19 protein-coding genes are annotated in these 19,234 nt (G+C 66.6%); 7 read left to right on the top strand and 12 right to left on the bottom strand.

Features of this window, described 5'->3' with window-relative positions; genetic code table 11:
- Window positions 1–444, top strand: a 444-nt coding sequence (locus AB4099_RS31635; RefSeq protein ID WP_441481007.1) for an autotransporter outer membrane beta-barrel domain-containing protein, incomplete at its 5' end; no start/stop codon positions are given.
- A 109-nt stretch (window positions 445–553) separates the two neighbouring features.
- On the opposite strand, the gene AB4099_RS31640 is transcribed toward AB4099_RS31635, so the two are convergent.
- Together AB4099_RS31640 and AB4099_RS31645 are read right to left on the bottom strand one after the other, a co-directional pair.
- Complete coding sequence (locus AB4099_RS31640) at window positions 554–1,375, bottom strand: LssY C-terminal domain-containing protein (protein WP_441481008.1); 822 nt, start codon at window positions 1,373–1,375, stop codon at window positions 554–556.
- A gap of 208 nt (window positions 1,376–1,583) precedes the next feature.
- Window positions 1,584–2,132, bottom strand: coding sequence for a GNAT family N-acetyltransferase (locus AB4099_RS31645; protein ID WP_113519241.1), 549 nt, complete (start codon window positions 2,130–2,132; stop codon window positions 1,584–1,586).
- Between the two features lie 129 nt (window positions 2,133–2,261).
- On the opposite strand from AB4099_RS31645, the gene AB4099_RS31650 reads away from it, so the two are divergent.
- Window positions 2,262–2,735 (top strand): GNAT family N-acetyltransferase, encoded by a 474-nt coding sequence (locus AB4099_RS31650; RefSeq protein WP_113519242.1) that lies wholly within the window; start codon window positions 2,262–2,264, stop codon window positions 2,733–2,735.
- Window positions 2,736–2,941: 206 nt separating this feature from the next.
- On the opposite strand, the gene AB4099_RS31655 is transcribed toward AB4099_RS31650, so the two are convergent.
- Window positions 2,942–3,283: a phasin family protein gene (locus AB4099_RS31655; protein WP_069880213.1), complete on the bottom strand. Its 342-nt coding sequence runs from the start codon at window positions 3,281–3,283 to the stop codon at window positions 2,942–2,944.
- Between the two features lie 331 nt (window positions 3,284–3,614).
- On the opposite strand from AB4099_RS31655, the gene AB4099_RS31660 reads away from it, so the two are divergent.
- Entirely contained in the window at window positions 3,615–5,306 is a 1,692-nt protein-coding gene (locus tag AB4099_RS31660; protein WP_113519243.1) for an SPOR domain-containing protein, read from the top strand.
- A gap of 45 nt (window positions 5,307–5,351) precedes the next feature.
- Here AB4099_RS31660 and AB4099_RS31665 read toward each other — a convergent pair whose 3' ends face one another.
- Window positions 5,352–6,065: a J domain-containing protein gene (locus tag AB4099_RS31665; protein WP_113519244.1), complete on the bottom strand. Its 714-nt coding sequence runs from the start codon at window positions 6,063–6,065 to the stop codon at window positions 5,352–5,354.
- Entirely contained in the window at window positions 6,062–6,814 is a 753-nt protein-coding gene (locus AB4099_RS31670; RefSeq protein ID WP_441481009.1) for a VWA domain-containing protein, read from the bottom strand. The genes AB4099_RS31665 and AB4099_RS31670 overlap by 4 nt, the downstream gene beginning before the upstream one ends.
- A 102-nt stretch (window positions 6,815–6,916) precedes the next feature.
- On the opposite strand from AB4099_RS31670, the gene panC reads away from it, so the two are divergent.
- Window positions 6,917–7,765, top strand: a complete 849-nt coding sequence (panC, locus tag AB4099_RS31675; RefSeq protein ID WP_113519246.1) for a pantoate--beta-alanine ligase — start codon at window positions 6,917–6,919, stop codon at window positions 7,763–7,765.
- A 66-nt stretch (window positions 7,766–7,831) separates the two neighbouring features.
- Here the strand turns inward: panC and AB4099_RS31680 are convergent, their stop codons facing one another.
- Entirely contained in the window at window positions 7,832–8,269 is a 438-nt protein-coding gene (locus AB4099_RS31680; protein ID WP_113519247.1) for a DUF1489 family protein, read from the bottom strand.
- 167 nt (window positions 8,270–8,436) lie between these two features.
- On the opposite strand from AB4099_RS31680, the gene AB4099_RS31685 reads away from it, so the two are divergent.
- Both AB4099_RS31685 and AB4099_RS31690 read left to right on the top strand, forming a co-directional pair.
- On the top strand, window positions 8,437–9,219 hold the full coding sequence (locus tag AB4099_RS31685) for an SDR family NAD(P)-dependent oxidoreductase (protein ID WP_441481010.1): 783 nt from the start codon (window positions 8,437–8,439) through the stop codon (window positions 9,217–9,219).
- A 6-nt stretch (window positions 9,220–9,225) separates the two neighbouring features.
- Complete coding sequence (locus AB4099_RS31690) at window positions 9,226–10,062, top strand: aminoglycoside phosphotransferase family protein (RefSeq protein WP_441481011.1); 837 nt, start codon at window positions 9,226–9,228, stop codon at window positions 10,060–10,062.
- 95 nt (window positions 10,063–10,157) lie between these two features.
- Here the strand turns inward: AB4099_RS31690 and AB4099_RS31695 are convergent, their stop codons facing one another.
- The 5 genes from AB4099_RS31695 to AB4099_RS31715 all read right to left on the bottom strand — a co-directional run bounded on the left by AB4099_RS31695 (window position 10,158) and on the right by AB4099_RS31715 (window position 16,274).
- Window positions 10,158–12,152: an acetyl/propionyl/methylcrotonyl-CoA carboxylase subunit alpha gene (locus AB4099_RS31695; protein WP_441481012.1), complete on the bottom strand. Its 1,995-nt coding sequence runs from the start codon at window positions 12,150–12,152 to the stop codon at window positions 10,158–10,160.
- A gap of 199 nt (window positions 12,153–12,351) precedes the next feature.
- Window positions 12,352–13,602: a YeeE/YedE family protein gene (locus AB4099_RS31700; RefSeq protein ID WP_441481013.1), complete on the bottom strand. Its 1,251-nt coding sequence runs from the start codon at window positions 13,600–13,602 to the stop codon at window positions 12,352–12,354.
- A 40-nt stretch (window positions 13,603–13,642) separates the two neighbouring features.
- Window positions 13,643–14,518 (bottom strand): sulfurtransferase, encoded by an 876-nt coding sequence (locus tag AB4099_RS31705; protein ID WP_441481032.1) that lies wholly within the window; start codon window positions 14,516–14,518, stop codon window positions 13,643–13,645.
- A 221-nt stretch (window positions 14,519–14,739) separates the two neighbouring features.
- Window positions 14,740–15,414 (bottom strand): cation efflux transmembrane domain-containing protein, encoded by a 675-nt coding sequence (locus AB4099_RS31710; RefSeq protein ID WP_441481014.1) that lies wholly within the window; start codon window positions 15,412–15,414, stop codon window positions 14,740–14,742.
- Window positions 15,415–15,512: 98 nt separating this feature from the next.
- Entirely contained in the window at window positions 15,513–16,274 is a 762-nt protein-coding gene (locus AB4099_RS31715; RefSeq protein WP_441481015.1) for an SDR family oxidoreductase, read from the bottom strand.
- Window positions 16,275–16,432: 158 nt separating this feature from the next.
- On the opposite strand from AB4099_RS31715, the gene AB4099_RS31720 reads away from it, so the two are divergent.
- Window positions 16,433–17,521, top strand: a complete 1,089-nt coding sequence (locus AB4099_RS31720) for a Kelch repeat-containing protein (RefSeq protein WP_441481016.1) — start codon at window positions 16,433–16,435, stop codon at window positions 17,519–17,521.
- A 30-nt stretch (window positions 17,522–17,551) separates the two neighbouring features.
- On the opposite strand, the gene AB4099_RS31725 is transcribed toward AB4099_RS31720, so the two are convergent.
- Window positions 17,552–19,159 carry a carboxyl transferase domain-containing protein gene (locus tag AB4099_RS31725; RefSeq protein WP_441481017.1) on the bottom strand — a complete coding sequence of 536 codons (1,608 nt, stop codon included), beginning with the start codon at window positions 19,157–19,159 and terminating at the stop codon, window positions 17,552–17,554.
- Between the last annotated feature and the right edge of the window lie 75 nt (window positions 19,160–19,234).

A 19,234-nucleotide genomic window follows, 5' to 3' on the forward strand; every position in this document is an offset into this window, starting at 1 on the left:
ATTGGCTACGCCCTGCCCTACGGGCCGGTCTCGTTCGAGCCCTTTGCGCAGATCGCAGCCGTCACGGTCCGCACCAGCCGCGACGCCGAGACAGGTGGCCCCACCGCACTGCAGGTGCTCGGCCGCGACCAGCGCCTCGGCTTCTCGACACTCGGCCTGCGGGCCGAGATGCAGTTGGGCGCCACGCCGCTGCTGGCCCGCGGCATGCTCGGCTGGCGCCATGCCTTCGGCGACACCACACCCGCGGCCAATCTCGCCTTCATCGGCGCCGCAACACCGTTCCAGACCTTTGCCGCCCCGCTTGCCCGCAACGCCCTGGTGGCCGAGGCCGGCCTCGCCTGGCGCGCCACGGCGACCACCACACTTGGCGTCAGCTACAGCGCCGCGCTTGGCGACAACGCCCGCGATCATGCCCTCAAGGGCAGGCTCGACGTCAGGTTCTGACAGGCGCAACCTTTGAAGTGCGCGGCTCCGCGACGGAGCAGCCGCGCATTGCAACCGGCGCAGCGCATCGCCGGGAGAGCGGTACACCCCTGCCAAACCGAAGGCGTCGTCAATCAGCGAAGAGGCGAGCCCCCAGGGAGAACGCGGCATCCTTTAGCTGTATCAGGGGCGGTGGCGCCGTGGTCTCGGCAGGCTTGGCAGCCTCGCCTCCAGCGATGACGAGGCGGGCTATCCAAATCTCGCCATCGGAATAATAGGGATCGCCCTCAGCGTTGCGGCCTGTCAGCATCGGACCAATGCCCTTCATCTGATCGATGCCGACCACCATGCGGGCACTGTTCAGCCCGTCGATCAACCTGTTGCGCTCTTCGTCGATATTGGGAGCAATGCGATGCGTCACCTGTCCGGTATCGCGGCTGAGCGTCACCCCGCTGTCAAAGGTTGCCGAGCCGAGCCAGACAGGACGGGCATCCGTTCCGTTTGCAAGCGCCTGCCAGAGCCGCACATGCTCGCGGCGATCGGCACTGGTGCCCGCCGGCCTTTCAAATGCCAGGTCCTCGCGTCGTCCCTCGAAGTAGAGAGGGCTGACCGGCGCGGTCTTGTAGGGCCTGTCGAGCAGGACGCTCCCGATGATTTCCAGGCTCGTCCGGAGGGTAACCGGATCGGCGGGATACCAGCCGGCCGCATGAAACGCACGCACGACATCGTCGCGCGTGCCGATCAGGCCAACATTGATCGGATCACCCGGAATTCCCTGCGCATTCGCGGTCAACATCGTCCGTGTTGAAAGCTCCGGCTCATGCTCGATGCGGGTCCAGACCGCGGGCAGGATGAGATAGCTGATGCCGAGATAGAGGATGAGGGTCGCGGCAAGGAGCTTTGCGGCTCGCCGCTTCCTGCGCACCTCCCCTGTGCTAGTTGGTTCGCTCATGGGTGTACCGGACACCGTCTCGGCTGACAGGCTTCGAGGGTATCTTCCGACGGTTCATGCCCCAAGGAAAGACCGATACGGAAGCCAGGTCGGCATTGCTGACCTGAAACAGCCATCCGGCACCGGACCGGCGAAGACGCAGCGCGACGATAAACCCGACAACGCCGTTCGCTTCGGCCACCGCCGTCAGTCCAGGCGCTCGAAAGCACTAGGAAGCCCCGGCGACCTCGCCGAGGGTCAGTGAATACCGGACAGCGGGCCTGGCTGAATGCAGCACGGGCCCCCGCTGCTTCAATCCAATCTTCTCCGCAACCCGAAGGGAACCGAGATTGTCGGGGTCGATCTCCGCAACGACCTCTGCGAGTTTCAGCACCTCGAACGCGTGGGTCAGAACGGGTCGCGCGGCCTCCGTAGCCAATCCCTGGCCCCAGAACCGCTGGCGTAGCCGCCAGCCGATCTCGATTTCCGGTCCGACTGCGTCGACGGGAATCAAGAGCACCCATCCGACGAAAATGGCGGGATCCTGTCGCAGCACGATCGTCCAGTAGCCCATGCCTGGCAGCCACAGCCCAGACGTCCGATTCTCGATGAATTCGCGGTGGGCAGATGCGTTGGACCATGGACCGCTGACATAGCGGGTGACCTCCGGCTCACGATCCATGAGAACGCAATCATTGGTGTCCGCCAGCGTACGTGAACGAAGCAAGAGTCGTTCGGTCTCAAAGGTGGTGCAGGCATCCGAGCCGGTAACGATCATGTCGTGTGGCGCCCCGCAGTCCGGTTCCGCATCTTCGCCGCCCCCGTGGCCAGCGCAACTTCGCCTTCCCTCATAGCGCGATCGCCTTTGGCTTGCCATTGCGGGCTGCCCCATGGAAAAGCCTGTGCGATGATGACGACGATCGACCAGACCATCGAGATTGCGGCTCTGAGCGAGCGGCCACATTTCCGCGAGGCGGTCTCCGACCGAATCTGGAAGGCATGGTGGCGCGACGAGGGATACGCCCTTGAGCAGATCGACGACCGCGTCCGGCAAAGCCTCGGCCCCGAAGCGATCCCGGCTGCGCTTGTTGCGGCAGTTGGCGAGCAGTTCCTTGGGACGGTGTCGTTGATCGACAGCGATATGGACGAGCGGCCCGGCTACAGCCCCTGGGTTGCGGCGCTATGGGTCGATCCCGAGCATCGCCGACGGGGCATAGGAGCGGCGCTGGTGCAGGCCGCGGCGGCAAGGGCCTTCGAGGCGGGCTTTCCAACGGTCTATCTCTGCGCCACGCCCGACAACGCGCCCTTCTACCTTCCCTTGGGCTGGCGGCAGATCGAGGCAAATGTCGCGGGCCTGAACATCCTCTCGCTCTCACGGTAAGGCCGGAGCACCGCCCCTCTCTGCCCCTCCCCGGGTTGGCAGCGCTCAAAGGCGATTGGGCTGATCTGCACTCAAAGCGGGGGCTCCATCGGGAGCTTGCGTGCCTTTGCAAAGAAAAAGCCCGACCAGATGGCCGGGCTTCCCCAAACTCAACTCAATCTTCCCGCATCGCGCCGCTGTGAGGCGGCGCGGCAGCAGGCCAGATATCACTTGGCGGTCGGGGTGACCTTGGCGACGATGCCTTCGAACGGCTTGTAGGCGTCCTTGGCCAGCGCGCTGTAGAGCTCGCCCATCTTGGTCATCTGGGCAACGGCCCCCTCGAACGAGGTCTTGATGAAGTCGGCCTGGATCTCGAGCGCCTTGTCGAGCGTCTTGACGCCGGCCAGCTTCTCGATGGCGGCAGTGCCGGCCTCGAAGGACTTCTTGGCATAGTCGGTGGCTTCGACGGCAATGGTCTGCACGCCCTTCGAGGTGACGCCGAAGGCCTTCAGAGCCGCATCAACGTTATCCTTGGAAGCCTTCTGGATCGTCTCGAACTGCTGGATCATTCTTCCCACAACGCGTCAGCGTTGCCTCCTTGCTGGCGAGCCCGTAGGCCCTGTTTCCACGCCCCAAGGCCTGATGAAACTGTTCACCACCGGGGACTTCCGGTATATTGTGCAGCGCAACATAAAAGTCAAGGCCGCGCTGCAATGCATCAAACGCTAGGTAATATCATTCTGCCCGGAGCCGACCCGAGACGGGGATCGGCTCACGATCTTTCGCCGTTTAACGGCTCCGTAACCCCATCGTCCTAACCTTCCCAACTGTGTCCTTCGCGCCACGTCGCCAGACGCCGCGGAGACCGGGGAACAGTAGTATTGGGTTGAGGCGGGTTGCATGAGTTCTGGTAGCGTTGGTTCCCGACGCGTGCGTCTTCGCGCATTTGTCGGACTGATCGGTGTTGTCGCCGTCGCGCTCAGCGTGGCCGCGTCCCCTGCCGAGGCCGCACGCAAGAAGCGGCGCCATGTGGGTGGTGGCTATACGCCCCCATATGCGGCGATGGTCGTCGACGTGAAGAGCGGTCGCACGCTGCACGCGGCGAATGAAGATGCCCCGCGCATCCCCGCCTCCCTCACCAAGGTCATGACGCTCTATCTGCTGTTCGAGCAGCTCGAGCGCGGCCGCTTCAACATGAATTCAGAGCTGACGGTCTCGTCCAACGCGGCGCGCCAAGCGCCTTCCAAGATCGGCTTCGCGCCCGGCGAGACGATCGAGGTGCGCGACGCGATCATGGCGCTGATCACCAAATCCGCCAATGACGTCGCCATGGCGGTGGCCGAGAATGTCGGCGGCTCCGAGGACGAATTCGCACGGATGATGACGGCGCGCGCCCGCTCGCTCGGCATGAGCCGGACCAGCTTCTACAATCCGCATGGCCTGCCGCATAATCCTCCGAACCTGACGACGGCGCGCGACCTCACCATTCTCGCCCGCGCGATCCAGGAACGCTTCCCGCGCTATTACCCGATGTTCTCGACCCGCGTGTTCAACTATGCGGGCGGCGCCTATCGCAACCACAACAAGCTGCTCGGCCGCGTCGAGGGCGTGGACGGCATCAAGACCGGCTACACCAACGCCTCGGGCTTCAACCTGATGACCTCGGCCAAGTCCGACGGTCGCCAGATCGTCTCGGTCGTGCTCGGCGGCCGCTCCGGCGCCAGCCGTGACAAGATCATGGCCGACCTGGTCGTCGCCAACCTGCCGCGCGCCGCGGCTGGCGGACGGTCCGCCCCCATGGTCGCCGAGGCCGAGCCGGCGCAGGAGCGTCCGCATCAGGCGACCCAGGTTGCTGCGGCTCCCGTCCAGCATGCCGCCGCCAGCGAGCCCGCGCCGAGGCCGGTGCCGCGTCCGCGCGTCGAGAGCGAGCCGGAAATCCCGGCGGCTGCCCGCGCCTATGCCGCGACCACCACCACACCGATCGCGCCGCCGCGCCCGATCAATCTCAGCGCTCAGCCACTGCCGCTCTCCGGCATGCGTCCCGTCACCGCGACGACGACGCCCTCGGCCATGCGCTGGTCGATCGGCGCTCCGCCGGTTGACGGCAAGATCCTGCGGCCGCCGGCGAATGTCGATGTCACCTCGTCGATCGCGAAGGTTGCCGAACCTGAAGAAAAGCCCGTCGCCCGGGCTCCCGAGCCCGCCAAGGTCGAATTGCGCCAGCCTGAAGTCGCCCCGGCGATCGCCCAGGCCAAGGCTCCCTCTGCCGGCACCACGACGCTCGCCAAGGCCCAGGACAACAACAAGGCGAGCGATGCGCGCAGCGGTGCCACCGCGATCCCGTCCGGCAAATGGGTGATCCAGCTCGGCGCCACCGATGACGAAGCCAAGGCCAAGGATATCCTGGCCAAGGCCCGCGCCAAGGCGGCTGGCCCGCTCGCCGAGGCATCCCCCTTCACCGAGAAGGTCGAGAAGGGTGGCACCACGCTCTTCCGCGCCCGCTTCGCCGGCTTCGAGGATCCGAAGGACGCTCAGAACGCCTGCGCCAAGCTCAAGCGCGACGGCTTCTCCTGCTTCGCCATCCGCGGCTGAACGAACTGGGAAAGGACCTCAGCCATGTCGTTCCAGCCCGGAATCTCACTTCAGCAGAGCATCCTTGGCCTGATTGACGCGAGCAGCAAGCCCGCTGGTGCCTCCGGCGTCCGGGTGGATCCGCTTCATCAGGGCTCGATGGGCCTCGCGGACCGCCTCCTCGCCCGCCCCAGGCTGAAGCCCCAGGATCTCGTAGGCCTCCTGTTGCGTCATCGCGCCCGGGCGCGTCGCGCCGCCCTGCCCCGCGTCGCGGTGACCATCAGCGTGTTCACGCCAGCCGGGCGTCCGGCGGTCGAGATAAGCCTCTAGCAGCCGCGCTCCCTCCGGGTCCTGCGCCAGGCAGTCCCGCATCAGACGGGCGATCTCGTCGAGGCTCAAGGCATCGAGATCGCGGCCGGCGAAGGCGCCTGCCTTGACCTTGCCGGTCATGCCGCCGCTGTCATGGTCGAGTTCCATCTCCAGCAATGTCGACGAGACCCGCGAGCGCGCGCCCGGTGTCTCTCGGGCGCCGCTGCTCCAGGGAAAGCGCATTCCACCGGGCCCATAGGCGCTCCAGCCGAGGAGCCAGGCTCCGATACCGCCGACGAAGATCGCCATGTCGAGCCGGCCTCGCAGCATCATGAGAGCCGCCACGCCGAGCGAAAGAACGCCACCCAGCGTCTTCAGCGCCTTCGCCAGCAGTTGCGGATTGGCCCCGGTGAAGAGCTTCGAAACCCACCAGAGCAGGATCACCACGGCGATGCCGTAAAGCAGCGTCACCGACGGCCTCCATCCATCGCGGCGATCAGGCCCTTCACGGCGGGGCTCCCGCCGGCAAGCTTCAGCATCGCTTCGCGCCCTCCGCTGGCATAGGCGGCAGCGCCGCGCAGCAGATCGAGCAGCGAGCCCGGCGCAGTCGCGTCGAAACGCGCATAGGCGCCACCGGACAGCCGCGCGATGGTAGCGAAGGCAGCGCTTGCCGCAGGATCGCCCCCTTCCTGGAACATGAAGCCGCGAATGCCGCGCAGGCCGAGTTCGCCGGCAAGGGTGGCGAGCGTGTCCACGTCCTCCTCCATCGCATCGCCGACGAAGACGAAGGCGCGCACCGGGACCGCCCTGGCCTCGTCGCGGACGTGCCTGAGCACGCGCGAGATCTGGGTCTGCCCGCCTTCGCAGGCAATTTGCATCATCAGCCCGGTCAGGCGGCGCGGCTCGCCGATCCAGCCCGAGGCGCGACATTCGGCAAAGCCGCGGAAATAGACGAGTTGAACGGCGAGCCCGCCGGAGCCGGCTGCGACCTCGAACATTCTTGCCTGCAGGGAGCAGGCCAGGTCCCAGGTCGGCTGGCGGCTCATCGTGGCGTCGAGCGCGAAAACGAGCCGGCCGGCTTGGCCGGTCGCAAGCGGCGCGAGCTGCCTGGCGGCGCCGAGGAACCTGTCGATCTCGCCCGGCGCGGAATGGCCGGCCTGTGGCGCATTGGGCGAAACGCCCGCCGCCTTGCCTACAGCCTTGTCGGTCTCTCGCGTCATCAGGGTCCCGGGCGCATCAGGCTGCCAAACTCGAATCCAAACCTGATATTGGCCATCGCTCCGGCATTTGCTACCCGTCTCCGGCCGATGGAGAGAGAACCGATGACGCAGGTGGCGGTGGTGGAGACGGTCCGGGACCTGCGCCGGGCGGTGGCGGGCTGGCACGCAGCGGGCGAAAGGGTCGCCTTGGTGCCCACGATGGGCGCCCTGCATGAGGGCCATATCGCGCTGGTAAAGCTGGCACAGCAGCATGCGCGCCGCGTTGTGGTCTCGATCTTCGTCAATCCGACTCAGTTCGCCCCGCACGAAGACTTCAAAAAATATCCGCGCACATTCGACACCGACCGCAGCTTGCTCGAAGCCGCGCAGGCGGACGCGATCTTCTTCCCTTCGGTCGAGGAGATGTACCCGCCGGGCTTCGCCAGCCGCGTGTTGCTGCTCGGTCCGGCCGCCGTCGGCCTCGACGATCGCTTCCGGCCGACGCATTTCGAAGGTGTCGCGACGATTTGCTGCAAGCTGTTCACCCAGAGCCGGGCTGATTGCGCCGTCTTCGGCGAGAAGGACTACCAGCAGCTCAAGGTGGTGACGCGGATGGCGGCGGATCTCGATCTCGGCATCGAAATCATCCCCGCGCCGACCCATCGCGAGCCGGACGGCCTCGCGATGTCCTCACGCAACCGCTACCTCTCCCCTGAGGAACGCGCGCTGGCGCCCGTGCTCCACCGTGTCATGCAAAACCTTGCCATGCGCATCCGCAACGAGGACCCGCTCTTCCAGGCGGTCGGTCAGGCGCAAAGCGAGATCATCACCGCCGGCTTCGAGCTCGACTATCTCGAGGCCCGCCATGCCGAGACGCTGGCGCCCGTCACCGGCCTGGCCGACGGCCCGATCAGACTGCTGGTCGCGGCGCGCCTCGGCGGAACGAGGCTGATCGACAATATTTCCGTGTGACGGGCCAACCCGGACCCCGAGCAGCCCTTCGGGGCGCAATCGGCCGCTCCGCGAGAGAACGCCGACCTAGAGCAGTCCCAGCCCAGCCAGTTCGCGCCTCATCTCTTCCGGCATCTCGGCGAGGTCGCCGCCGTGCTGGCCGATGTCGCGCGGGGCGTCCTTGGGTTGCAGATAGCGCCAGCCCTGGAAGGGGCGGAACGGCCGCGGTTCGACCGGGATCACGACCGGCTCCATCACCAGATGGCAGCGCCCGATGCCCTCGCCATCGGTGAACGGCCGGATATCCGTCAGTCGCTGGCGCGCCGAGATCTGCCCCTTGATCACCCAGTAGAGCGAGCCGCCATCGACGATCTCCTCGATGCGCTTCGGCACCATGCGGGTGGTATGGGTCTGTTCCTCCCGGCGGCCGAGCCGGCGCATCAACGCCATCTGCTCCTCGACCCATTCCTCGAGATCGCGAATGGATTCGGCGCCGACGCAGAGTTTGAGCATGTGCAAGGCCATGGCAGCATATTAGTCCTCGCCGGCGAACCGGGCCAGCATTGCCGGAGTTTCTCCACAGTGGCCGGATCGCCCGCTCTCACCCATCTCCGGGCCTTGCTTGCGCCAGCCCGGGATGACGACGGCCGAGAGACGCGATACCTCAGTAACTGGAGAAGGAGACCCAGAACATGCGCGGACTTGCCGGCAAGGCCATTCTCGTAACCGGAAGCACATCGGGCATCGGATATGCGATGGCGGAGCGTCTCGTCGCCGAAGGCGCCAAGGTCCTGGTTCATGGCCAGGACGACGCGCATGTGGCTGCGGCCTGCACCAAGCTCGGAGCCTCCACGCAAGGCGCGACCGGCGAGCTCGCCGAGCCCGCGACCGCCCAAGCCCTTGTCGATGCCACCGTTCGGGCCTTTGGCCGCATCGACGGACTGGTCAACAATGCCGGCATCTATCCACGCGGTGTCATCGGCGAGACCACGGCCGCCTTCTTCGACCATGTCTTCGCGATCAATACCCGCGCCCCGCTTCTGTGCGCCGAGGCGGCGATCGCCGCCTTCCGCCTCCAGAAATCCGGAGGCGCCATCGTCACCGTCGGTTCGATCAACGCGCTCTGCGGCCAGAGCGACCTGACGGTCTATTCCATGTCGAAGGGCGCATTGACGACGATGACGCGTAATCTCGCCGATGCGCTCGGGCAGGAACGCATCCGGGTCAACGCGCTGAATGTCGGCTGGACCTTTACGGCAAACGAGGATGCGACCCAGCAGCGCGAGGGGCGCGAGCCGGGCTGGCAGAACCATGTTTCGCCGGTCTTCGCCCCGACCGGCCGGATCATGCAGCCCGACGAGATCGCCGCCCACACAGCGTTCTGGCTCTCCGACGACAGCGCACCGGTCTCCGGCCAGATCTACGAGGTCGAGCAATATCCGCTCATCGGCCGCAACCGCACGCAGGCGACCTGAGGCGCCATGCCGGACTATGACTTCGCGCCCCATCTCGCACGCTGGGGCCTGGTGCCCGATGGCGAGCCGATCGCCACCCATAGCAGCCACCTTCTCCCGGTCAGGCATCGCGGCGCCCCCGCCATGCTGAAACTCCCGGATGCGCCGGACGAGCGCCTCGGCTATTTGCCGCTGGAGTACTGGGCTGGCGAGGGTGCGGCACGGCTGCTCGCCCGCACTTCGACCGGCGACGCCATGCTGCTCGAACGTGCGACCGGCCGGCGTTCGCTCTCGGCCATGGCTCGCAGCAGCGCCGATGCCGACGATGAGGCGACGGCGATCCTGTGCCACGCGGCCGCGGAGCTGCACAAGCCGCGCGGCCAGGCGCCGGCCGGTCTCATACCGCTCGAAACCTGGTTTGCGGACCTGTTTCCGATGGCGGCGCAGCGGGGTGGCATCCTGGCGCGCTCTGCTGCGGCGGCGACCGAATTGCTCCCGGCGCAGCGCGAGATCGTGCCGCTACATGCCGATCTCCACCACGATAACGTGCTCGATTTCGAGTCGCGCGGCTGGCTCGCCATCGACCCGAAATGCGTGCTCGGCGACCGCGCCTTCGAGTACACGATCCTGTTCTGCGATCCCGATCTCGCCGACCCCGATCCACCAGTCGCCATCGTCCCAGGTTGTTTCGAGCGCCGGCTGGAAATCGTCCTGGAGAAATCGGGGCTGGAACGCCGCCGCCTGCTAGGCTGGATCCTGGCCTGGTGCGGATTGTCTGCTGCCTGGTTCCTCGGCGACGGCGACCCGGCGGAGGTCAATTTCGCCATCGCGGAAAAGGCTGCGGCGCTCCTCGATGAAACCTAGAGCCGGTCCAATTCCCGGCTGGCACAGGGCTATCCCCGCTGAAGCACGGCGGTGGCATCAACGATGGCGGGCCAGCAACCCTGGGATAACCGAAATCAGTTGGAGCCCGCCTCTCCCAGCACCACGACCTTGGCGCCCTCGGCCACCTGTGCCCCCGGCTGCCCCGCGACTTCGGTCACGGTGCCGTCGCGCGGAGCCGTCAGCACGTGCTCCATCTTCATCGCCTCGACGATCGCGAGCCGCTGGCCCTTGGTGACCAGCTCGCCGGGCTGGACGAAGAGCGCGATCAGCTTGCCATGCATCGGCGCCTTGATGACGCCACCAGACCCCGCGGCAGCGTCGAGATCGACAGCAAACGGATCGTAGAGCGAAACCGTCGTCTGCCGCCCGCGGTGCAGCGCGAACCAGACGCCACGCTCGGCCTGCGCCAGCGTGACCTCGTGCTCGCCCTCATCGATCTCATGGCCGGGCAGGCTGACGCGCGCCCCCTCATCATGCCACTCGATCCGGGCATCGATCCGTTCGCCGTCGACCGAAAGCGGCAGGCCAAGCGGCAGGCGCGGCATCAGCGAGAAGGCATCGGGAACGACCCAGGGCGAAAGCGCCCCGACCTCATGGGCTGTCGCGGCAACGAGGCCGGCCTCCTGGCGCTGTTCCTCGAGCTGCAGGGCGGCAGCAGCCACCGCCGCGGCATCGAGCGGCTGCGGCACGGCACCCAGCGCATCGAGATTGCGATCGATGAAACCGGTATCGAATGGCCCGTGCCGGAAGCCCTCGGCCTCGGCCAGGTGCTTGAGGAAGGCGAGATTGGTACGCGGCCCGGCGACGATCGTTTCGCCCAGCGCCTCCGCCAGCCGGTCGAGCGCCTCATTGCGATTGGCGCCATGGGCGATGACCTTGGCAATCATCGGATCGTAGAACGGCGTCACCGTGTCGCCGGCCTCGACACCGGTATCGACGCGGATGCCCTCTCCTTCAGGAAATTGCAGCGCCCAGAGCTTGCCGGTCGACGGCAGGAACCCCTTCTCGGGATCCTCGGCATAGAGCCGCGCTTCGACGGCATGCCCATTCGCCTGCACGTCGGCCTGGGCGAAGCCGAGCGGCTCGCCGGCCGCGACCTTGAGCTGGAGCTCGACCAGATCGAGCCCGGTGATCGCCTCCGTGACGGGATGCTCGACCTGGAGGCGCGTGTTCATCTCCATGAAGTAGAAGCGGTCGGCCTTCAGGCCCTCGCGCCCATCCGCGATGAACTCGACCGTGCCGGCGCCGACATAGCCGACGGCGCGTGCGGCCTCTGTGGCTGCCTTGCCCATCGCCGCGCGGACCTCGGCGCTCATGCCCGGAGCCGGCGCCTCCTCGATCACCTTCTGGTGCCGGCGCTGCAGCGAGCAGTCGCGCTCGTAGAGGTGGACCACATTGCCATGGCTGTCGCCAAACACCTGGATTTCGACATGGCGCGGCGAAAGCACGTATTTTTCAACCAGCACGCGCGCATCGCCAAAGGCGCTCTTGCCCTCGCGTTGGGCGCTCGAGAGCGCGTCGGCAAAGTCCTCGGGCCGGTCGACCTTCTTCATGCCCTTGCCGCCGCCGCCGGCGACCGCCTTGATCAGCACGGGATAACCGATGCCATCGGCTTGCCCCGCGAGGAAGCCGAGATCCTGTTCGGCGCCGTGATAGCCCGGGACCACCGGTACCTTCGCCTTCTCGACCAGCGCCTTGGCTGCATCCTTCAGGCCCATGGCGCGAATGGCCGAGGCCGGCGGGCCGACGAAGACGATGCCGGCAGCAGTGCAGGCATCGGCGAAATCGGCATTCTCGGAGAGGAAGCCGTAGCCCGGATGGATACAGGCAGCATTCGCCTGCCGGGCAACGGCCAGGATCTTCTCGGCGTCGAGATAGCTTTCACGGGCTGGAGCCGGACCGATCCGATAGGCCTCGTCCGCCATCTCGACGAAGAGCGCATCCTCATCGGCGTCGGAATAGACCGCGATGGTGCGCAGACCCAGGCGCCTGGCCGTGCGGATAACGCGGCAGGCGATCTCGCCGCGATTGGCGATCAGGATGGAAGGCAGTTTCTCGGCGATCGTCATGGGCGGCGTCCTTTGAACGTCTGCCCCGTTATAGCAATCCGCACGGCGATGTCTGCGCGCCATTGCGCATCTGCGGATGCGCGGCTCCTCGCGCTGCGCCCCCTCCCCACCTTGGGAAGAGGCGCAGCCGACTGACCGATCGCGAGGCAACAGCGCAACCCTTTCGATTGCTTCGCTGCGCTCAGAAGGAGGGCCCGGCCTAACTCAGCACTCCGAGCCGGCGGCCGAGTTTCAGCGTGACCGTAGCGCCAACCAGCAACGCCCCTCCAAAGACCCAGCCGGAGAGCGCTCCCGCCGATACGCCCGAGAGCAACGTGCCGACTGTGCAGCCAAGCCCGACCAGCGTTCCCCAACCGAGGAGCACGCCACCCAGAATCCCGCGCAGGATCTGTGCCGGACGCGGCAGGCTCGGCCTGAACTCGCCCGAAGCGAGCGCAGCGCAGAAGGACGCCAGCACAAGGCCGATGACGAACAGACCGTTCGGCGTCAGCAAGGCGTCACGGATCACCGTGGCGCAGCCGCGAAAGCTGTCGAGCCCTTCCAGCCGCTCCGGCAGCAGGTCGAAAGCGTTCGCCACCTGCCGTGAGCGCGAGCCGAGTTCAGCCGTGACGCCGAGCGGGCTCAGCCGCAGATAGGCTGCAATGCCGACGAGGCCGACGAAGAGACCGCCGAGCCAGGACGGCCAGCGCGCGACGAAGACCTGATGCAAAGGGGCTTGTGACTCCGCTTCGGTCCCGCCGATCGGCCGCCCTACCCGCAACAGCACGAGCGCCAGCGCGGCCAGCGCGCCAAGGCCACCTAGCAGCGCGCCGGCATAGCCGAGATGGCGCGGCAGCCAGAGCACCGCGGATTCCGAGATGCTGAGCAGGTAGAGTTCGTTCCAGCTCAGGAAACCGAGCCCGAAGCCAAACCCGGCCCCGATCAGCGCGAAGGGCGCGGTCGGCGAGCCTTCGCCCAGTCTGTACCAATGGGCACTGATGCAGGAGCCGGAGATCGCCATGCCGGCGCCGAAAGCCAGGCCCGCCAGAACCAGTACAGGACCGACCGGACCGATATGGGCCGTCGGCGGCAGCCGTGCCCCCGACGGGTCGGGCAGCCAGGCTCCGAAGATCAGGGTATAGCCGACGATGCCGACCGCAAGCGCAGTCAGGATACCGAGCAGACCGCGCGGGTCGCGCCGGTCGAGCCAGTCCCGCCAGATGCAGAGGAAGCAGAAGCGGGAGCGCTGCAGCACGAAACCGAAGACCGCGCCGAGGATCAGCGAGAGCTGCAATTGGGGTGCGGGGTCGCCATGGGTTCCGACGAGATGGATCGCCCCGGCGAGCCCCAGCGCGACGGCGGTCGCGGCCACGAAGCGCACAGGCGGGAACTGCAGCTCATCGGCCGCAACCCCGTCCAAGGCGGCTTCGCGCGCCCGATGATAATCGAGCGCGCCAGTGTCGTCGGACATGCTCATGGATGCTGCCCGGGCAGACTGGCCAGCCTGTCGTTCACTTGCCGCTCCAGACCGTGCCCGCCGGGTTGTTGATCGGCAGGCCGACGACATTGCCATACTCGGTCCAGGAACCGTCATAATTGGCGACCTGGTAGCCCAGCAGGCGCGACAGGATGAACCAGCTATGGCTCGATCGCTCGCCGATCCGGCAGGTCGTGATGATCGGTTTCGAGCCGTCGATACCGATCTCGGCATAGAGCTTCCTCAGCTCCTCGACCGGCTTGATCGTGCCATCAGCCTGGTTGACTGCGCGTGCCCAGGGCAGGTTGACGGAGCCAGGGATATGGCCGGCGCGGAGCGCCAGTTCCTGGAACCCTGCCGGTGCGATGATCTTGCCCGAGAACTCGTCGGGCGAGCGGATGTCGAGGATGCGGGCATCCGACTTCCTTTCGACGACATTCACGACATCCGTCAGCCGCGCGCGCAGCGTGCGGTTGGGTTGGGAGACGGTGAAGCCCGACGCCTTGACCGGCGCCGGACTGGTCGCGACCGGGCGCTTCTCCAGCTCCCATTTCTTGCGGCCACCATCGAGCAGCTTCACGTTGTCGCGCAGGCCGTAGATGTCGAACACCCAGGCGCCCCAGGCGGCGAACCAGTTGTTGCTGTCGCCGTAGAGGACGACCGTCGTATCCTTGTCGAGGCCGAGCTTGCGGGCCAGCGCCTGGAATTTCTCAGGCGTCGCGATATCCCGTGACACGGTCTCGACCAGATCGGTGTGCCAGACGACATTCTGCGCCCCCGGGATATGGCCGCGTTCATAGAGCCCAGGCTCGACGCTGACCTCGACGATGCGAAGCGTCGGATTCGCGAGGTTCTGCTCGAGCCATTCGGTCGTTACCAGCGGGCCGCCATTCGCCCAGGCTGCCCCCATCGATGCCAGCGCCCCCAGCACCGAACCGAGCACCCACCCCAGTCGCGTCTTCCCAGCCATATCGCCTCAACTCCGTCCATTTGATCGAGAAATCAGGAGGGAGATCGTCGCCGCCGGGGCCGCATAGGAACAGCCGAACAGGATTTTTTTGTTTGCCGGATGCGGACAAGAACCGTCCCCCGGCGCCTGCCGTAGGGGAAGATCCTTCCGAAAGGCCCGTGTCAGGCTTCCGCTGGGAGGGTTTTATCCTGCGGCACCCGGGCAGCTTTCCAGATCGCCCAGGTCGCCTGGAAGCAGATGCCGGCCACGATGAGGTCAAACAGATATTCCGGCCAGCGCACCGGGGCGACGCGGGCGACGAGACCAAGCAGCGCAAAGCCGGTGGTCGAGATCACGTCGTTGCGGCTGGAGAGCCAGGTCGCCTTGATCACCGGATTGGTCTCGCGGCGGAAGCGCCAGAGCAGGGCGACGATCAGGATGGCGATGACGATCGCGCTCGCCGCGGAGAAGCCGAGCGTCCAGATCTCGATCGGCCTTGGGCTGACGATCTTGTCCCAGAGATCGTAGAGCGTGTGGATACCGGCGACCGCCATGACGGCCCCGATACCGAGCGCGGCCCAGCGCTCGGCCCGCTCGTCACGGCCGAAGACCAGCGCGGCGATGCCGTAGAGCAGGACGTCGTAGACCCAGTCGACGCCGTCCTTGAGCAGCTGGGCGTTGCCGATGCCGTGCGCCCAGAGCACGACATGGGCGGCGAACAGGAAAATGCCGAGCGCGATGCCCCAGATGGTCAGGCGATAGGCACGGGCCATGCGCGCCTGCGCCTTGCTGTCATGGCCGGGCTCGCCCCGACCGTCCATGTCTTCAAACGGCGTGTTCGTCTCGAACGCGGACATGCAAGGCGCTCCTCATGGCCGGCATCCCACAGTCCTGCAACGCGCTGGCGACGCAAGGGCGTCATGACCGGGACAGGCCCAGCCGTGACGCCGAGGGATCAGCCGCGCCCGACCAGCGGCGCCTTGGTCGCCATCACCGTGACGAACAGCACATTGGCCTCGATCGGCAGGCTCGCCATGTGCAGAACCGTGGAGGCGACATGCGCCACGTCCATCACCGCCTCGACCTTGATTGAGCCGTCGGCCTGCGGCACGCCGGTCGTCATCTTCTGCGCCATCTCGGTCAGTGCATTGCCGATATCGACCTGGCCGACCGCGATGTCGTATTTGCGCCCGTCGAGCGATGCGGTCTTGGTCAGGCCGCTGATCGCGTGCTTGGTCGCGGTATAGGCGGCCGAGTTCGGGCGCGGCACCTGCGCCGAGATCGAGCCGTTGTTGACGATGCGACCGCCGCGCGGGCTCTGGTCCTTCATCAGCTTGAAGGCCTCCTGCGTGCAGAGGAACGGCCCGGTCAGGTTGGTGTCGACCACCGCCTGCCACTGCTCCAGCGAGAGATCCTCGAGCAGGATTCCGCCGGGCGCATTGACGCCGGCATTGTTGAACAGCACGTCGAGGCGGCCAAAAGCCTCCTTCGTCCTGGCAAAGAGGTTCTTCACGGAGGCCTGGTCGGTCACGTCGGTCGAGACGGCGAGCGCCTGCGCGGCCGGGGCGCCCGAGAGCTTGATCGTCTCCTCCAGCGCATCCGCGCGGCGCCCGGCGAGGACCGTGCGATACCCGTCCTTGAGGAAGGCGATCGCGACGGCGCGGCCGACGCCCGAACCCGCACCGGTGATGATGGCGACCTTGTTGTGCCCAGACATGCGTATCCTCGCGCTTCCCGTGATTTCAACCGTTTCAGGCGGCCGGACCATAACAGCGTATGCAGTATGCGGAACAGGCTTTGGCGCAAGCCCGTCCCCGCCCTTTCGCTTGCCAAGGCCCGCGGCTGACATAGTCTTGTAGCGAGGGAGGATGCATGATGACCAGCCTGAGCCGCCGCCGTTTCGTCGCCACCGGAGCGGCAACGCTTGCAGCTGCCCCCGCACTGGCCCAGCAACCGGGCCACGAGCACCATGGCGGCGCCTATGAGCGGCTGAACCAGCCCGGCCGTATCGACAGGCCGGAACTCGCAAAGACGCAGAACGTCTTCGATTCCCCTGCCCCGAAGGCCTCCAATCCCGGCCACTGGCAGGCGAAGGCGCCGCTGCCGATGCCGCGTTCGGAAATGGCCTGGGCGACGGCGCATGAGGGCAAGATGCACATCGTCGGTGGGTATGCCGAGCAGCGCGTCGACCGCCCCTATCACCATGTCTACGAGGCAGCCTCCGACCGCTGGAGCGATGCCGCTCCGTTGCCGCTAGGCGCCAACCATGTCGGCGTCGCCTTCCTGGACGGAAAGCTCTACGCGATCGGCGGCTTCCTGGAGCAGAATCGCAAGCCGCATCCGCGCTGCTTCGTCTATGATCCGGCGAGCGACAGATGGGCCGAGATCAGGTCCCTGCCGCGCCCCGTCGGCTCGGCGGCGATTGTTGGCCTGGGCGGTCGGTTGCATGTCATTGGCGGCGCCATCGGCGAGACCACCGACTCCAAGAAGTCGATCGACTGGCACCTGACCTACGATCCCAAGGCCGACAACTGGGAGAACCGCGCGCCGTTGCCGACCGCCCGCGACCACACCGGCACACTCGCCATCGGCCCCTTGATCCATGTCATCGGCGGCCGCGTCGACTCGTTCCACACCAATTCGAACCTGCACCACGCCTATGACCCGGCGACCGACAAATGGACGCCGCGCAATCCTCTGCCAACAGCCCGCTCCGGCCATGGCGCGGTGCTCTACCGCGGAAAGGTCTTCGTCATGGGCGGCGAAGGCACCAACCGGGTCTTCGGCCAGATGGAGGCCTATGACCCCGTTGGCGATGCCTGGGAGCAATACGCTCCAATGCTGACGCCCCGCCACGGGCTCGGCGCCGCGCTGGTCGGCGATGCCATCCACGTCGCCGGTGGTGGGCCGATCATGGGCGGAGGCGTCCAGAGCGCCGTGCATGAGGCATTTGTGCTGGGCTGAGCCGCTGGCGGCTGGCGGCTGGCTCCCGCCTCACATCCGGAAGACACCGAAGCGCGTTTCCGGCACCTCGGCGTTGAGGCAGGCGGAGAAGGCCAGCGCCAGCACGCGGCGCGTCTCCGAGGGCAGGATGATGCCATCGTCCCAGAGCCGCGCGGTGGCGTGATAGGGCGAGCCCTCATCCTCGTATTTCGCGCGGATCGGGGCCTTGAAGGCCTCTTCCTCCTCGGCCGACCAGGACTTGCCCTCGGCCTCGATATTGTCGCGGCGGACGGTCGCGAGCACGCTCGCCGCCTGCTCGCCGCCCATCACCGAGATACGGGAGTTGGGCCAGGTGAAGAGGAAACGCGGTGAATAGGCGCGCCCGCACATGCCGTAATTGCCGGCCCCGAAGGAGCCGCCAACCAGCACGGTGATCTTCGGCACGCGGGCCGAGGCGACTGCCGTGACCAGCTTGGCGCCGTCCTTGGCGATGCCGCGCGTCTCGACATCGCGGCCGACCATGAAGCCGGTGATGTTCTGCAGGAAGAGCAACGGGATGCGACGCTGGCAGCAGAGCTCGATGAAATGCGCGCCCTTCAGCGCGCTCTCCGAAAACAGGATGCCATTATTGGCTATGATGCCGACCGGCATGCCGTGGATGCGGGCAAAACCGGTGACCAGAGTCGTGCCGTAGAGCCGTTTGAACTCGTCGAATTCGGAGCCGTCGACGAGCCGGGCGATGACCTCGCGGATGTCGTACTGCTTCTTCAGGTCGGTTGGCACCACCGCCTCGAGCTCTGCGGGGTCGTAGAGCGGCTCCCTCGGCTCGGCGATGTCGATATCGGGACGCTTGACGCTGTTCAGGTTGGCCGCGATGCGGCGCGCAATGGCGAGCGCATGGGTGTCGTCGCCGGCATAATGATCGGCGACACCCGACAGTCTGGCATGGACATCGGCGCCGCCAAGATCCTCGGCCGAGACGACCTCGCCGGTCGCCGCCTTCACCAGCGGCGGGCCGCCCAGGAAGATCGTGCCCTGCCGGCGCACGATCACCGTCTCGTCCGACATCGCCGGCACATAGGCACCACCGGCCGTGCAGGAGCCCATGACGACGGCGATTTGCGGAATCCCCTCCGCCGAAAGCGTCGCCTGGTTATAGAAGATCCGACCGAAATGCTCGCGATCGGGAAAGACATCGGTCTGATGCGGCAAGTTCGCCCCGCCGGAATCGACGAGATAGACGCAAGGCAACCGGTTCTCGCGTGCGATCTCCTGCGCGCGCAAATGCTTCTTCACCGTCATCGGGTAGTAGGTGCCGCCCTTGATGGTGGCGTCGTTGCAGACGACCATCACCTCGCGCCCGGCGACGCGGCCAACCCCGGCGATCATGCCTGCGCCGTGAATCTCCTTGTCATACATCTCGTAGGCGGCCAGCGCCCCGATCTCGAGGAAGGGCGAGCCCGGATCGAGCAGGCGCAGCACCCGCTCCCGCGGCAGCAGCTTGCCACGCGCCGTGTGGCGCTCCCGCGACTTGGCATTGCCACCGAGCGCAGCAGTCGCGCGGTGCCGGGCCAGCTCGGCACGCAGGCCGTCCCAGGCCTCGGCATTGGCGCGCGTCTCGGCCGAGTTGAGATCGACCTTGCTTCCGATGACCGCCACGGCACGCTCCCTTAAGCGAAGAAATCCTCGCCGGGTTATGGCGCGCCGCGCGAAAAACGCCAACCGGCGCGGATG

The sequence above is a fragment of the Allobosea sp. 2KB_26 genome (assembly GCF_052115715.1).
Classification (GTDB): Bacteria; Pseudomonadota; Alphaproteobacteria; order Rhizobiales; family Beijerinckiaceae; genus Allobosea.

Excerpts from the sequence above, each read along its gene's own strand:
- AB4099_RS31640 (WP_441481008.1), bottom strand. The coding sequence starts at position 1,375 with ATGAGCGAACCAACTAGCACAGGGGAGGTGCGCAGGAAGCGGCGAGCC.
- AB4099_RS31645 (WP_113519241.1), bottom strand. The coding sequence starts at position 2,132 with ATGATCGTTACCGGCTCGGATGCCTGCACCACCTTTGAGACCGAACGA.
- AB4099_RS31650 (WP_113519242.1), top strand. The coding sequence starts at position 2,262 with ATGATGACGACGATCGACCAGACCATCGAGATTGCGGCTCTGAGCGAG.
- AB4099_RS31655 (WP_069880213.1), bottom strand. The coding sequence starts at position 3,283 with ATGATCCAGCAGTTCGAGACGATCCAGAAGGCTTCCAAGGATAACGTT.
- AB4099_RS31660 (WP_113519243.1), top strand. The coding sequence starts at position 3,615 with ATGAGTTCTGGTAGCGTTGGTTCCCGACGCGTGCGTCTTCGCGCATTT.
- AB4099_RS31670 (WP_441481009.1), bottom strand. The coding sequence starts at position 6,814 with ATGACGCGAGAGACCGACAAGGCTGTAGGCAAGGCGGCGGGCGTTTCG.
- panC (WP_113519246.1), top strand. The coding sequence starts at position 6,917 with ATGACGCAGGTGGCGGTGGTGGAGACGGTCCGGGACCTGCGCCGGGCG.
- AB4099_RS31680 (WP_113519247.1), bottom strand. The coding sequence starts at position 8,269 with ATGGCCTTGCACATGCTCAAACTCTGCGTCGGCGCCGAATCCATTCGC.
- AB4099_RS31685 (WP_441481010.1), top strand. The coding sequence starts at position 8,437 with ATGCGCGGACTTGCCGGCAAGGCCATTCTCGTAACCGGAAGCACATCG.
- AB4099_RS31690 (WP_441481011.1), top strand. The coding sequence starts at position 9,226 with ATGCCGGACTATGACTTCGCGCCCCATCTCGCACGCTGGGGCCTGGTG.
- AB4099_RS31695 (WP_441481012.1), bottom strand. The coding sequence starts at position 12,152 with ATGACGATCGCCGAGAAACTGCCTTCCATCCTGATCGCCAATCGCGGC.
- AB4099_RS31700 (WP_441481013.1), bottom strand. The coding sequence starts at position 13,602 with ATGTCCGACGACACTGGCGCGCTCGATTATCATCGGGCGCGCGAAGCC.
- AB4099_RS31705 (WP_441481032.1), bottom strand. The coding sequence starts at position 14,518 with ATGGGGGCAGCCTGGGCGAATGGCGGCCCGCTGGTAACGACCGAATGG.
- AB4099_RS31710 (WP_441481014.1), bottom strand. The coding sequence starts at position 15,414 with ATGTCCGCGTTCGAGACGAACACGCCGTTTGAAGACATGGACGGTCGG.
- AB4099_RS31715 (WP_441481015.1), bottom strand. The coding sequence starts at position 16,274 with ATGTCTGGGCACAACAAGGTCGCCATCATCACCGGTGCGGGTTCGGGC.
- AB4099_RS31720 (WP_441481016.1), top strand. The coding sequence starts at position 16,433 with ATGACCAGCCTGAGCCGCCGCCGTTTCGTCGCCACCGGAGCGGCAACG.